Origin of the sequence: Paenibacillus sp. JJ1722, assembly GCF_048282685.1 — a bacterium.
Classification (GTDB): domain Bacteria; phylum Bacillota; class Bacilli; order Paenibacillales; family Paenibacillaceae; genus Paenibacillus; species Paenibacillus polymyxa_B.
Genome location: NZ_CP182500.1, coordinates 5,981,991 through 5,996,380, shown reverse-complemented (window position 1 = coordinate 5,996,380; position 14,390 = coordinate 5,981,991). Strand labels below are relative to the sequence as shown.

Annotated in this window: 12 protein-coding genes; 3 read left to right on the top strand and 9 right to left on the bottom strand. The window is 42.6% G+C overall.

Features of this window, described 5'->3' with window-relative positions; translation table 11 throughout:
• The first annotated feature begins 209 nt into the window (after positions 1 to 209).
• Entirely contained in the window at positions 210 to 1,097 is an 888-nt protein-coding gene (locus tag ACM1ND_RS26700) for a class I SAM-dependent methyltransferase (RefSeq protein ID WP_023991061.1), read from the top strand.
• A gap of 168 nt (positions 1,098 to 1,265) precedes the next feature.
• Here ACM1ND_RS26700 and gnd read toward each other — a convergent pair whose 3' ends face one another.
• The 4 genes from gnd to ACM1ND_RS26680 form a co-directional block, all read right to left on the bottom strand.
• Entirely contained in the window at positions 1,266 to 2,669 is a 1,404-nt protein-coding gene (gene gnd, locus ACM1ND_RS26695; protein WP_068939237.1) for a decarboxylating NADP(+)-dependent phosphogluconate dehydrogenase, read from the bottom strand.
• A gap of 107 nt (positions 2,670 to 2,776) precedes the next feature.
• On the bottom strand, positions 2,777 to 4,123 hold the full coding sequence (locus tag ACM1ND_RS26690; protein WP_023991059.1) for a GntP family permease: 1,347 nt from the start codon (positions 4,121 to 4,123) through the stop codon (positions 2,777 to 2,779).
• Positions 4,124 to 4,150: 27 nt separating this feature from the next.
• Positions 4,151 to 5,689: a gluconokinase gene (gene gntK / locus ACM1ND_RS26685; RefSeq protein WP_068939236.1), complete on the bottom strand. Its 1,539-nt coding sequence runs from the start codon at positions 5,687 to 5,689 to the stop codon at positions 4,151 to 4,153.
• Positions 5,682 to 6,413 (bottom strand): GntR family transcriptional regulator, encoded by a 732-nt coding sequence (locus ACM1ND_RS26680; protein WP_068939234.1) that lies wholly within the window; start codon positions 6,411 to 6,413, stop codon positions 5,682 to 5,684. Before ACM1ND_RS26680 ends, gntK begins: the two co-directional genes overlap by 8 nt.
• Positions 6,414 to 6,730: 317 nt before the next feature.
• Here ACM1ND_RS26680 and ACM1ND_RS26675 point away from each other — a divergent pair, with 317 nt between their 5' ends.
• The gene (locus tag ACM1ND_RS26675) at positions 6,731 to 8,026 is read left to right on the top strand and encodes a GntP family permease (RefSeq protein ID WP_023991056.1); all 1,296 of its coding nucleotides are present in this window, start codon (positions 6,731 to 6,733) and stop codon (positions 8,024 to 8,026) included.
• Positions 8,027 to 8,047: 21 nt separating this feature from the next.
• A complete protein-coding gene (locus ACM1ND_RS26670) occupies positions 8,048 to 9,193 on the top strand; it encodes a glycerate kinase (protein ID WP_023991055.1) in 1,146 nt (381 codons plus the stop codon).
• Positions 9,194 to 9,366: 173 nt separating this feature from the next.
• On the opposite strand, the gene ACM1ND_RS26665 is transcribed toward ACM1ND_RS26670, so the two are convergent.
• The 5 genes from ACM1ND_RS26665 to ACM1ND_RS26645 form a co-directional block, all read right to left on the bottom strand.
• Complete coding sequence (locus ACM1ND_RS26665) at positions 9,367 to 10,407, bottom strand: CdaR family transcriptional regulator (RefSeq protein ID WP_076317353.1); 1,041 nt, start codon at positions 10,405 to 10,407, stop codon at positions 9,367 to 9,369.
• A gap of 289 nt (positions 10,408 to 10,696) precedes the next feature.
• Entirely contained in the window at positions 10,697 to 11,827 is a 1,131-nt protein-coding gene (locus ACM1ND_RS26660) for an RDD family protein (protein WP_254664420.1), read from the bottom strand.
• 305 nt (positions 11,828 to 12,132) lie between these two features.
• Entirely contained in the window at positions 12,133 to 13,005 is an 873-nt protein-coding gene (locus tag ACM1ND_RS26655; RefSeq protein WP_023991052.1) for a GNAT family N-acetyltransferase, read from the bottom strand.
• Between the two features lie 89 nt (positions 13,006 to 13,094).
• On the bottom strand, positions 13,095 to 13,565 hold the full coding sequence (locus ACM1ND_RS26650) for a MerR family transcriptional regulator (protein ID WP_254664419.1): 471 nt from the start codon (positions 13,563 to 13,565) through the stop codon (positions 13,095 to 13,097).
• Positions 13,559 to 14,287: an SDR family oxidoreductase gene (locus tag ACM1ND_RS26645; RefSeq protein WP_068939230.1), complete on the bottom strand. Its 729-nt coding sequence runs from the start codon at positions 14,285 to 14,287 to the stop codon at positions 13,559 to 13,561. The genes ACM1ND_RS26650 and ACM1ND_RS26645 overlap by 7 nt, the downstream gene beginning before the upstream one ends.
• Between the last annotated feature and the right edge of the window lie 103 nt (positions 14,288 to 14,390).

Genomic DNA, 14,390 nt, shown 5'->3' with positions numbered 1-14,390 from the left:
GAAGGCATAAGGGCATTCGTCGAGAAAGTTCTTGTGCCGCACGGCGTGAGGGTATGAATTTTTAGTCATTTAAATTTTTTTGATTGAATTGCAGATATAATAAGTCTATAATGTCGATTGTAGGGTGTTTCATATTTACCACCATACGGAAGCAAGGTGTAGATATTAGTAGACTTTAAAATCTAATTAGTAGAAGGGAAGTCTAATTAATGACCCAGTCTTTATTTGATCCCGAAGTATGGAAGGCTGCTTGGATAAACGATCCGGAAGCTGGTGTAAATCGAATGCTTAGAGCGGGAACGGTACCGGCTCATTCGTTTGATGATATGGCAAGGGCAAGAAGCTTCCACAAGCAGGCATTTAATGAAGAGGGAATAAAAAGAACAGCCAGAATTATGGGATGGCTAAGGACACAGGGAGTTACCATTAAAGACTCCTCTATCCTAGATATTGGTGCTGCCTCGGGTGTCTTCAGTATTCCTTTTGCAGAGGAAGGGGCAAATGTTACTGCCGTTGAGCCCTCAGGACCGTTGACAGCCTTAATGGAAGAGAGTATTAAGCCATCGATAAAGGAAAACATTAAAATCGTACGGGAACAATTTGAGGAGTTATCTATTGAGACGAACGGATGGCAAAACAAATTTGATCTGGTGTTTGCATCCATGTGTCCAGCCATTTTCGGTTGGGAAATGGTAGAGAAGGCGCTCGCCTGTGCCAGCCAGTTTTGTTACATCAGTACGAGTGCTGGGCCTAAGGAGCATAGTCTGATTCAGGAATTGCGCCCTGTAGTCGGAATAAAAGAGGACCTAGTACAAACGTCAGATATGGCATATATCATCCAACTATTAAATATATATGGCTATTCTTTTCAAACCCTGATTACTCGTGAAACCCAAACGGTAATGATGTCGGTGGACGAGGCGGTAAAACATACATTAGGCTGGTTCTCATTCTTCGGGATGCCGACAGATGAACAGTCATTACAGAAGGCCGAAACTTATTTAAGAAGGACGTACGCAGGAAAGAGAATTCCTGTCCAACAAGGGGGGCGCTTTGGTAAGGTTTTGGTCCGTATAAAGAATCAGCACATGTATTAATCGTTTTGTCATGTAGCTTCTATTTATTCCCCTTGCCCTTCAGAATCTCAACGTCTATTACATAATATAGACACAAGAGCATTGTGGGGAAAATGTATTCAAAATAAGAGCCCTAATGAAGGGAAGAACCACTTCATTAGAGCTCTGGAGATTTACTACGACTATGGATCACTGCCAGTTTGTGTGAAAGAATCCTGCTACATCACTTCGTTCATAAGTATGGGCACCAAAATAATCCCTTTGTGCTTGCAAAAGGTTAGCATTCGAAATGCCTGTCCGGTAACTATCGTAATAAGTAAGTGAAGCACTTAAACAGGGAAACGAAGTGCCAGAATTAATACCCTCACAGACAACTTTTCGTAATCCTTTTTGATACTCTTTAACCTTTTCAGCAAAATACGGGGCGATTAATAGATTAGCCAAATTCGGCTGTTCTTGATATGTTTCGCTTATTACGTTTAAGAATTCGGCACGAATGATGCAACCACCACGGAAAATAAGGGCAATATCCTTTAAAGGTAAATTCCATCCGTAAAGTTCAGAAGTCATTTTATATTGTATAAATCCTTGCGCGTAGGCACAAATTTTACCCATATAAAAAGCTTGTCTAATGTACTCAATCCACACATCTTTATCTAAACTTCGCTGATCAATCCCTGGTCCTGTTAGAATATTTTCTGCATAAACTCGTTCTTCTTTTAAAGAGGAGATGTAACGGGCAAACAATGACTCTGTAATAATGGATGATGGGATCCCATTGTCAATTGCTTGAATGCTTGTCCATTTACCAGTGCCCTTTTGCCCTGTTTTATCAAGAATCACATCAATTAGTGGTAAGCCTGTTACATCATCCTTTTTCCGTAAAATCTCTGCTGTGATTTGGATTAAATAACTTTTTAGCTCCCCTTGATTCCATATTTCAAAGATATCAGCAATTTCATTCACAGATAAACGTAACCTTTTTCTTAAAAATGTATAGGTTTCTGCGATTAATTGCATATCTGCATACTCGATTCCGTTATGTACCATTTTTACAAAGTGACCGGACCCTTTTGGACCCATATAAACACAGCAAGGGTCTGCGTCCACTTGGGCTGCTATTTTTGTTAGAATAGAAGCTGCCTTTTCATATACGTTCTTATCTCCACCAGGCATGATCGAAGGTCCATTTAAAGCCCCGACTTCGCCGCCGGAAATACCGATTCCTAAATAACCGATTCCTTTTGACTTCAATTCATCATATCTACGTTCCGTATCTTTGTAATGGGAGTTACCACCGTCCATAATCACATCGCCTGCTTCAAGGAAGGGTACTAATGTACCTATTACCGAATCGACCGGTTTGCCCGCTGTTACCATAAGGAAGATTTTTCTTGGAGTTTTTAAGGAGTAAACAAAATCTTGAATTTCGTAGTAGGGATGGATAGAGTGACCTTCACTTTTTTTAACAAGATCATCCGTTAAATCCCTCGTATAGTTATAGACAGCGACTTGCTCACCCTTACCAGCCATGTTTAAGGCGATATTACGGCCCATTACCCCTAAACCAATGACACCAATTGTGTTGGACATTTTTTCTGCTCCTTTTATTTGAAATGAATAGGCCGTAGATCCTCACTTATAGGCTTAGAAAATTCTAAGGGAAATAAGTGGGGGATCTACCGCCCGGGAATCATGGTTTAAACGAATAAACTTAGTACTAAAATAAATCCTAATCCAGCTACAGAAATGATGGTCTCAAGCAATGTCCATGTTGCAAATGTTTCTTTCATACTTAAACCAAAATATTCTTTAAACATCCAGAAACCAGCATCGTTAACATGTGAAGCTATTAAACTACCCGCTCCCGTTGCAAGCACAACTAAAGCAAGATTAACGTCGGATTGTCCTAACATCGGAATAACTAAACCAGCGGTTGTTAAAGCTGCAACAGTTGCAGAACCTAAGGAAATACGTAATATTGCAGCGATGATCCAGGCAAGCAAGATGGGTGATAATGTAGTTCCATTGAATAATTCAGCTACATAGTCACCTACGCCGCCATTAATCAGTACTTGTTTGAAGGCGCCGCCACCCCCAATGATTAAGAGCATCATCCCAATATGAGTAATAGCAGTTGTACAAGATGCCATTACATTTTTAATTGGAATTTTCCTTGCTATTCCCATGGTGTAGACAGCTACCAGTAAGGAAATTAACATGGAAGTTGATGCATCACCAATAAAACGGATCGCTGCTAGTAAACTACTATCTTCAAAGCCCATTGTTTTTTGAAGCAAAGTAATAACCGTAGCAATAGACATTAAAATAACAGGAAGCATTGCAGTAAATACACTGATGCCAAATCCAGGAGTTTCCTCGGATTTAAATACTTTTTGTTCACCTAAAGAGGCAATATTACCCGTTTTCGTAAATGATGCAGGTACGAGTTTTTTGGCAAGCTTAGTAAACACAGGTCCAGCTAAAATAACAGTTGGAATGGCAATAATGAAACCGTAAAGTAAAACCTCACCAAGGTTCGCGCCATATTCACCAGCAATAACTGTTGGCCCTGGATGTGGAGGTAAGAAACCATGTGTTACGGATAAAGCTGCAACCATCGGAATACCGAGATATAAGATAGAAACCTTTAATTCTTTTGAAATGGCAAATATGATTGGAATTAACAATACTAATCCTACTTCAAAAAATAACGCCACACCGATAATGAATGAAGCAGCTACGACTGCCCATTGGATATTTTTTTCACCAAATTTGTCTACGAGGGTCATGGCAATTCGTTGAGCACCGCCAGAATCAGCGATCAACTTACCTAACATCGCTCCAAGTCCAAAGATTAACGCTAAGTGACCAAGGGTTCCGCCTAATCCGGCTTCGATGGTTTTGACAATTTCCTCTAATGGCATTCCAAGTGCTAAAGCGACGCCGAACGATACAATGATTAATGAAATAAAGGTATTCAATTTGAAGCCCATGATTAAAACTAATAATGCTAAAATTCCAATCGCTACGATAACTAATGGCATTGTAATTACCCCCTGCTTTTTATCTTTTTAGTGTTTAATTAAGCTTCTTTGATAATTGGAAATCCGTGTATAATCGTCTTCTAATACTCTGGATAGATTAATGAAAATCGGCAGCAATTTCCTATATTCCTTGGTCGCTTCTTCTTTTGGTGTATGTTTGTTGGTACTGCCAACCATTTCAGAAACGACTTCAAAGGACTGGATTTGTCCGGTAGCATACAGGCCTAAAATACAAGCTCCTAAACAAGAACTTTCGTAGCTTTCTGGAACGACGACTTCAGATGCGAATATATCGGACATCATTTGCCGCCAAACAGCTGACCTTGCGAAGCCTCCAGTAGCTTGGATTCGGGTCACAGGACCGTCCATACATTCGGTTAATGCTAAAAATACGGTGTACAAATTGTAAATGACTCCTTCTAGGGCTGCGCGAATCATATGTTCTTTTTTGTGTGCCATCGTTAAACCGAAGAATGAGCCACGTACGTCTGGGTTCCATAATGGCGCACGTTCACCAGCGAGGTACGGATGGAATAACAATCCGTCAGATCCTGGTCTTACACGTTCAGCAATCTTGGTTAGTACATCATATGGATCAATTCCTAGTCTTTTCGCTGTTTCCACTTCTGATGAGGCAAGTTCATCACGGATCCAGCGAAGGACCATCCCGCCATTGTTCACCGGCCCCCCAATAACCCAGTGCTTTTCTGTTAAGGCATAACAAAATATTCTTCCCTTTTCGTCTGTCTGAGGCTTGTCTATAATGGTTCGAATGGCACCGCTTGTCCCGATTGTGACGGCAACTTCGCCTTTTCGTATCGCATTTACACCTAGATTAGAAAGGACTCCATCGCTAGCTCCAATGACAAACGATGTTTTTGGATCGATCCCCATCTTTTTTGCTAAATCTGAATCACAGTTGGTAAATATTCTGGTTGTTGGCACGAGCTCAGATAATTGAGAAGGGGTTATACCAGCAATTTTTAATGCTTCTTCATCCCAATCTAATTTTTCTAGATTCATCATGCCCATGGCAGAAGCTAGGGAATAATCCACTACATATTGATCAAAGAACTTTTTAAAAATATATTCTTTAATTCCGATATACTTTTTAACCTTGACAGCGGTTTCAGGAAGGTCATTCACAATCCAAGCTATTTTTGTTAAGGGTGACATGGGGTGAATGGGTGTTCCTGTTCGTTTATAGACTTCATGGCCATTCAGCTCATCTTTTATTTTATGTGCCCACGCTTCACTGCGATTATCTGCCCATGTAATACAAGGCGTCAGTGGGCGGTCATTTTCATCCATCGCAATGACACTATGCATGGCACTGCTAAATGAAACAAACGATAGCTTTTTTTGTGAGTGATGTTTCATTATATTTGAAGTGGCTTGCAGAACAGCCTGAAAAATCTCTTCTGGGTTTTGTTCAGCTGTTGCTATATCCGGTGTATAAAGCGGGTATCCAATATTCTCTTGTTGGATGACTTCGCCTTTTTCGCTAAATAGAACGGCTTTCGTACTTGTGGTTCCGATATCTACACCTAACATATAGTTAGTCATTTTGTTGCACGACTCCTTTAGATAGCATTTGTTGTGACATCCATAGGTCTTCTACTTTACCTTGAACATCATCAAAGTTTTCATGTAAAGACTTGATCATGAGGTCTCTATCTTTTGCTTTGATTGCTTCAATATAAAGTTCGTGATTGTTTATAATCCGTGTAAAGTCTTCATACTTTTCTTTAAAACGCATACGCATCGACAAAAGAATGAGACTTTCCATAACAGGCTTTAAATTATTCCAGATCATCAGAATATGCGAATGATTGACTGCACGAATAATCGTTTCATGGAACAAGACATCTTGATATGAAAACTCATCAGCATCACTATATTTAACGGCGACTTTCATCATTTCGAGTATTTTACTAAGTTCCTTCGCCAAATCATTAGTGTCCATCTTTACAAGACGTTCAAATACAAACGATTCTATGAGCAGACGGACATCATAAATTTCTTCTATTTCTTTTTCTGATAGGCCAATAACAACGGCTCCCATTCTTTCTAATCGAATGATATTTTCGGATGCCAGTATTTTTAACGCTTCACGAATGGGTGAGCGACTTACAGTGAAATCAGCAGCTAGTTTATTTTCGGATAATATGGTACCGCTTTCAATCCCGCCAGAAATAATGCGCATTCTAAGCTCGGATGTTACGCGATCACCAGCAGAGGCTTTTAAAAGCCATTTGGAGGGATATAGGAATTCTGATTCGACCATCATTTCACCTTCTCAATTAATCAAGTATACTTGTATACAGGTATTATAATCTGAAATTTTAAATTTGCAAGCGTATACATTAAATTTGTTTTGTAACGCCTCGATACATAAAATGAAAATTGCATATTAAGACATAGATCCTGTTTGGATCTTCTCATATATAATGCTAGACTCAATACTGATTTCATCTATAGGTTCCAATTGAAGTTCGGATTTTTTGTTCAAATGCACAATCAATTTCGTCTGTTCTTCAATATTTTTAACGTGCGGCAATCGATATAATGAAAGCGTAATCAAAAATTACCCGGGGGGTTAGACAGATGGAAGGATTGACGATCAGTTGGATAGGAGCTCTGGCAGGGCTGGCTATTGCAATTATTCTGATATTAAGAAAGCTGAATCCGGTTTACGCTTTATTTTTGGGTGCTATTGTAGGCGCTTTATTGGGCGGAGCCAATCTGGAGCAGACGATCAGCGTGTTAATAAGCGGTACGCAAAGTGTGATGGGGACGGTCATTCGTGTGCTTGCCGCAGGTGTATTGGCAGGTGTAATGATGGAATCCGGGGCAGCGGAGACGATTGCGCAGGCTATTGTAAAGAAGTTCGGCGGCAGTAAAGCGATACTCGCACTAGCCTTGGCGACGATGATTATTACGGCGGTAGGTGTATTTATTCCCGTTGCCGTGCTGATTGTGGCACCTATTGCATTGTCGGTCGGTAACAAAATGGGGATTTCCAAGCTGGCGCTCCTGTTGGCTTTGTCTGGAGGCGGAAAAGCGGGGAACATCATCTCTCCAAATCCTAATACGATTGCAGCGGCGCGCGGATTTAATCTGGATTTAAGCCACGTGATGTTGGCAGGAGTGGTTCCTGCGATATGCGGTTTAATCATGACTGTTTTGGTGGCATCTATGTTGAAAACCAAAGGTGTGAAGGTGTCCGACCAGGATATCATGGACAGTGATGTCGATACATCGAAATATCCAGCGTTGGGACGGGCAATTGTAGCCCCGCTGGTAGCTGTTATTTTGCTGATGATTAACCCGATTGGTTCTATTTCCGGTATTGAAGCACTTTCGAGTTTCAAGGTAGATGCGATGTACATTTTGCCGATCGCTGGGATTGTGGGTATGCTGGCCATGGGGCAAGGGCGTAATATCTTAAAGTACTCGGCCTCCGGTTTAAATAAAATGACGGCGACTGTGCTGATTTTGATCGGTGCAGGCGGGATTGCGGGTCTGATCTCTGCTTCCAACTTGTCTGCTCAGGTGGTTGGCCTGATTGAAGCTTCGGGAGTTTCCGGTACATTTTTGGCACCGCTTGCAGGTATTCTGATGGCAGCTGCTACGGCGTCCACCTCGACGGGCGTTATTTTGGCAACAGGCTCGTTTGGGGAAGCCATTCTGAACATGGGAACGGCCCCACTCGCTGCAGCTGTGATGGTGCATACAGGAGCTACAGTCATTGATTCCTTGCCGCAGGGCAACTATTTTCACGTCACGGCAGACAGCATGAAAATGAGCATTAAACAACGGATGGGCTTGATTCCTTACGAAGCTATTGTGGGTGGAACGATGGCAATTGTAGCGACAATCATGTATGGATTTTTACTTTAATATTCACGATGGGGTGAGAAGATGAGAGAGAAAACGTTTGTGCTGGCACCAGATTCTTTTAAAGAAAGCATGACGGCTAAAGAAGTATGTATCGCGATGGAGAAAGGACTGCGTAAGGTCTATCCGGCGGCGAATTATGTCCACGTACCGATGGCGGACGGCGGTGAAGGAACGGTGCAGTCACTGGTGGATGCGACAGGCGGACAGATTCGTTATATCGAGGTGACAGGACCGCTTGGAGAACCTGTAACTGCTGCATACGGCCTGCTGGGAGACGGCACCACAGCGGCAATCGAGATGGCATCCGCCAGTGGAATCCATTTGGTGAACAAGGATAACAAAAACCCGTTAAAGACAACAACCTACGGAACAGGGGAGTTAATCCGTGAATGTCTGAACCAGGGAATTCGAAAAATTATCATCGGCATTGGTGGAAGCGCGACGAATGATGGCGGTACAGGAATGGCGGAAGCGCTGGGCGCCAGATTTCTGGATACAAAAGGCAATACTCTTCCGCGCGGCGGCGGTAGTCTGGGCGAGCTGGCCAGTGTTGATATTTCATCACTGGATGACCGCTTGCCGCAGGTACAATTAATTGTAGCCTGTGATGTGACAAATCCGCTGTGCGGAGAGCATGGGGCATCTCAAGTATTCGGGCCACAAAAAGGGGCGACTCCGGAAATGGTGCAGCAATTGGATGCCAATCTTGCTCATTACGCCGATGTGGTGAAGCAGCAGCTGGGCAAGGATGTGCGCGATCTCCCAGGCGCAGGCGCAGCAGGTGGATTGGGTGCGGGCTTATTAATTTTCACTCAGGCGGCGCTGCAAAAAGGCATTGAAATTGTGATTGAATACACCGGTTTAAAACAAAAGCTCGCCACTGCCGATATCGTTTTGACGGGGGAAGGCGGTATTGATTTTCAGACCAAATTCGGTAAAACTCCTTATGGAGTAGCCCAGGCGGCAAAACAGTCTGGTAAAAAGGTCATTGCGGTCGCAGGTTATATCGGGGAAGGGATCGACACGTTGTACAAGGAAGGAATAGATGCGGTGTTCGGCATCGTACCGGGAGCCTCGGAGCTCGGTAAGCTGCTGGCCGAAGGGCCGCAAAACGTAGAGCGTACGTGCGAGAATATCGCAAGAGTACTTCAATTCAGCGAGAAATGAACAGATGGAGAAGCGGGCTATAAATATAAAACGGCATCATACAAATACGATATAATACGAGCACTCGCCTGTAATCCCGAACTTAGCCAAAGCAGGATTGACTAAGAAATTTGGGAGTGATGGCGAGCGGAAATATGGTATTACTGGCGCATGGCCTGGCGTGATACAGCAGTTCATTGATACAGTGCCAATAAGCCGTGCGTAAGCTCAAAAAGCTGAAGGAGATTCCGGGGATCTTTACCGGTTAAGGTATGGATGCGCTTCAGGCGGTATTGCAGCGTATTTCGGTGAATATTTAATTCATCTGCGGTAAAGGAGACACTGCCGTTATGGTTAATAAAGCTTCGCAGCGTATCCAGCAAATCCACAGTATCTTCCAACTTGCTAACCAGATAGATCGTGTTCGTCAGGTTCGTTTGACTCAATTTGACCAGAAATTCGACTTCCGCAAAAGAAATTTTTTGCACAGGCGGGCGCAAAGCCAGTAAAACATTCATAGCTGACTTGGCTTGCATATAAACATCCGCAATGTTGTGCTCTTGTCTGCTGACCGTAACCAGCACATCGGGATGGCTGCGCACAAGTGGCTCTAGCAGTTTGTCTGTCGGTTCCTGATTTTGTATTAGGATGAGATAACAGTCTTCCTCCATACGAAAGGATGGATGCTGCATGAATATATTGGACAACTCGGCTAAACGAGCTGGATCAGCAGGCAGATATTTTACATATACAGCCGAAGTTTTTAGAAGCAAATCTATGTGATATTGAGCTGCTTCTTTTTTTATTTTTTGCGTGTAGGCTCCCTGATGATTTAACAGCATTTCCAGCACAGACTTTTTGCGGTTGGCTTCGTGGGCCAGATGCTCCAAGGAGATGCGCTGTTCAATCAGGAGAGACACCGTAGTTTTAACAATATTGCAGAAAGGACGCACTTCATCAGGATTGCCTGAAATACCAATGACACCAACTAACTCATGATGAATGACAATCGGTTCATTGGTTCCCTTTTTCTCATAGTGGCCGTCCTGCCACACTTCAACCATTTTCCCAGTTTCGAGCGCCTGAACAGCGCCTTGGTGAATGGTTCCGATTCGTTCACTCTCGCCGCTGCCAATGATGATGCCGCGTTCATTCATAATATTGATATTGTATGGAATATCCTTCATCATTTTGTCTACGATGTCTTGAGCTTGTTTTTCGGAGAGCTGAAACAAAATCCGGATTCCTCCTTTATCTATAGTGATATAGCGTATTTTAATGTATCACCTTAATGAAAGGGTTTTCAATTTATTGTGCATCTGAACAATATGATAAGGCAGGTTGTCGAACATGTCAGTCAATTTTATCATAGGTGTGAAATTGCAGCGTATTATGATAATCCATTAGACGATGGTTATATATTTTTGTATTGAGTGTAATCTAGAGTATAGTTGTACGCAAAAAAAACAGGGCTCATAGGAGCACCTGCTTTTTGTCTATCCTTTTTATTGCCAGCCACGCTGTCTAATGACGGACCTCGCGGAAGCTGTAGATAATATCATGTAGCTCTTTCTTAAAACGACTATATTTAGATGCGGGCGTATATCCGAGCACCTGATAATAATCATTTTCGGTCTCAATAATCGCCACATGGGTGACATAATGGTTCACATCTTTTTGTCCTTTAATCGTAAACTCAATGGCAGGATATCCATGAATCGTTGTGTTAGATGAAGGTCCTACAGTAGAGAGATTAAACTCTTTGGTCATGTTGTATTGAATTTTCTTTGTGTAGTGCTGGAGAGTTACATTGCCCAATTCCTTTTTCGAATTGGATACTACCGCAACGGACTTTTGAATGTACGGATTAAATATCGCAATCTCTGCTTTTCCTTCACGGTCTGGGTCTGTTGACCAGTCCAATGGGGCCGTGATTTGAAATCGTCCATCTTTACTTACATAGCTTTGTTCTTTCTTGTTCACCGGAGCTTCAGGAGGCACGTAATTGTTTGCCAGTATAAAAATAGCATTTACAAACGAGGCTCCCAAGATCACCATTGCGGTAAAAAATATAAAGAGCGAACGTTTCATTGTCTTTTTGTTAATCGGCTCTAAATCCCGTACCTTTACAACATATGTACCTGCAGCTAAATCACCAATTCGTTGTCTTGATGCAGTTACTAACACACTGATACCAGCAGGTATCCCACCCATTAGCAACGGATTGGTGTCTATGAGTCTGAGCAGCGTACGAATGAGTGATTTAAGAAAACCAGGAGGCTTTCCTTCCCCGTTAACCACCTTAATACGAAAAACGAACTTACCCAGCGTATAGCCTGTGTAACCTTCCAAAAGCAAATAATAGCTGAAGAAAGCAATAAGCAGAATACAACGGGTTGCAATCGCTAAAGGCAAAAACCATCTGTCCGTTATTTGAATGACAGAAATAAAAAAACAAATATACCCGATTACAAAAAACATGCAATCAAAAACTGTTGCTCCCCACCGTCTAAACAGAGTAGAATTCCCGTATGTTTTTGATAACGCCGCCATCCTGTTTGGATCTACCCCATAATTTTGACCATGCTGAATGTACGTCTGTCTTGAAGTTTCCTGCGGATTGTGTGATATGTGCTGTTCGTCCAAAAAATACACCTCTTCTTAATAATTGAAAACACACTCCTTATATTAACGGTCATTTTACAATCCATGTTTAGGAAAACATTCTATAAACAAAGAAATTATTATAAATATCCCTTCCTCTCATTGAACCGCATTCAGGCGCTAGTAGAGCCAGAGAAGGCACAATCCTTGCGGTTGCTTGAAAAAGCAGGCTTTCGGCAAGAAGGGCTCCTCTCCCAATATGAATTTACGTTAGGGAAATATGATGATCTTTACATGTGCGCATTGGTCAAATCAGAGTATATCAATCGTTCTCAGAAATGATAGATGTAGGTGAATCAAGCGGGAGAGCTTGGATTCAGCGGCATACCCATTTCATATTGCTCAATGGGGTCTTTCGAGAGACCTATTTTTTGGATAAAGCCTTCAAGAGAGTCATTGTCAGACAGACAGATGTACACCTTCTCAATCTTTTGGATCTCTGCTGCTCTATGAAGGAGGGCGCATCCTAATCCTTGGTTGCGATGCTTAGGATCGACCCAAAGAAAGTTGATTTTACCCTTAGCACTCATGCTCACCATGCCGAGGCACGTTTGATTTACTTCGTAGATGCCGAGAAAAGCTTCCTGTGTACTAGTGGCGTAATAAGGTGTGTCACTTTGCCAATGGATGTGGCAGTCGATAAGGGTCTTTCGAAAAGCTGCGATGTCATCAAATGTAACTTCCTTAAGAATATACGAAGATGAGAGGGCAGCGGGTGGGGTGGAGGGCAGAGTGCCGTTGTAGTATTTCAGCGTATAGCGTGGCTGATAGCCTTGCTTTTCATATAATTTGACGGCCCGATGATTATCCTTGATGACTTCGAGCCATAGCTGCTGGCAACCCGCGGAGATGGCTGTTTGTTTATGTAATTCCAGCAACTTGTTGCTAATCCCCTGACCACGGTAAGCCGGGGCGATGCATAGCGTGCCGCAACGCATGGTCTTGTACCCGTCGAACTGCCGGACACCGCCAAGAATTAAGCCGATCGGTTGATCCTCATCCATGGCAAGGAAAGAGTGATTCCGTGTATTACCCTCTGGACCAAAAAAACGTGCTGCGAAATCGTCCTGATCCGTGGTCAGACGAATGGAATAATCCGAGAACCCAAGCGAAAATGCTTGGAAAATGTGTTCCATACTGACGTCATTGCATCTCACATAGGTGATCACCGTTATTCCCCCTAGAAATTCATACTATATTTGGATTATAGGGAATTAAGGGAGCTCCATCAATCTCCCGCTGAAAATAAAAAAACCCCTTAAAAAAGGGGATTGGTGCTGGGTGTTGTAGGGTTGCAATTCGTGTCGCTAAGATCAGGATTGGTAGAGAGGTCACGATAATGGTTGAGCTTATATTCAATAATTTTTTGGGTTTCCATCAGTCTGGAAATTTCTTGTTGAATCTTCTGATTATGTTTCTCAAGTAAGGAGTGTCTGATCGGAATGGTGCTGTTGCCTTGCATCGAAAGTTCTCGATAATGCTTCATTTCCTCTATAGTCATTCCAGTAGCTTTTAATCGGGTTAAAAAGATAATCCCCAGAATCTGATCTCTACTGTAGAACCTGTGTCCGTTAGCCTTTCGTTCTGCATAAGGCAGCAAGCTAATTCGCTCATAATAGCGTATAGTATCTTCTGTTAAACCTGTTAGTTCTGCAGCTTGACTAATAGAGGTTATGGTCTCCGGAATTTCCTGCAAAGTATCCCACTCCTTAATTGTAACGATTACCAAGGCACTTCTCCATTCGAGTCGAAAAACCCTCCTGACGGCCCGTCATTATTTAAAGTGGCTAAACGAACAACGACAGCAGCAGCTTGTTGTACCGAACCCGGTCCTGTAAAGCCATTTAAGTCAGTGGCGGTAAAGCCAGGGTCAGCCGAATTAATTTTGAGAGGTGAGTCTTTGAATTCTTTGGCAAGGGTGACGGTGAACATATTAACCGCTGCCTTGCTGCTATTGTAGGCAAGCAAATTAAATTGTGCATGCTCATGCTCAGGATCGCCATTATAGGTTAACGAACCAAGGCCACTCGACAAGTTAACGATTCTACCACAAGGAGATTCTTGCAATAAAGGTAGCATGGCTTGCGTCACGGCGACCAAACCGAAAAAGTTCGTTTCATACGTTTCTCTTAAATCGTTCAAAGAGAACTGACTTGGAGGAGTGGCTCCTCCTAAAGATATGCCGGCATTGTTGATTAGTACATCAAGGGAACCGAATTCTTGTTTGATCTGTTGGACTGCGGAATCAATCGTACTTTGATTCGTCACGTCTAACAAAATCAATCGGGCTTCTACTCCCTCATTAGCCAACTTAGCCACCGCTTCCCGGCCGCTCTGCTCATTCCGTGAGCCAATCAGGATTGTAAGACCCATCCCCCCCAATTGTCTGGCTGTTTCATACCCGATGCCTTTGTTGGCCCCAGTAATAAGAGCTGTTTTCCCAATAGTCATGAGCGATTCCTCTTTTCATTATTCTTGAATTTGGCGGCCACCATGCTTTAAATGTACTACTTGGAGTATACTTAAAGTCAACACAAAACCAGCAAAAATATAG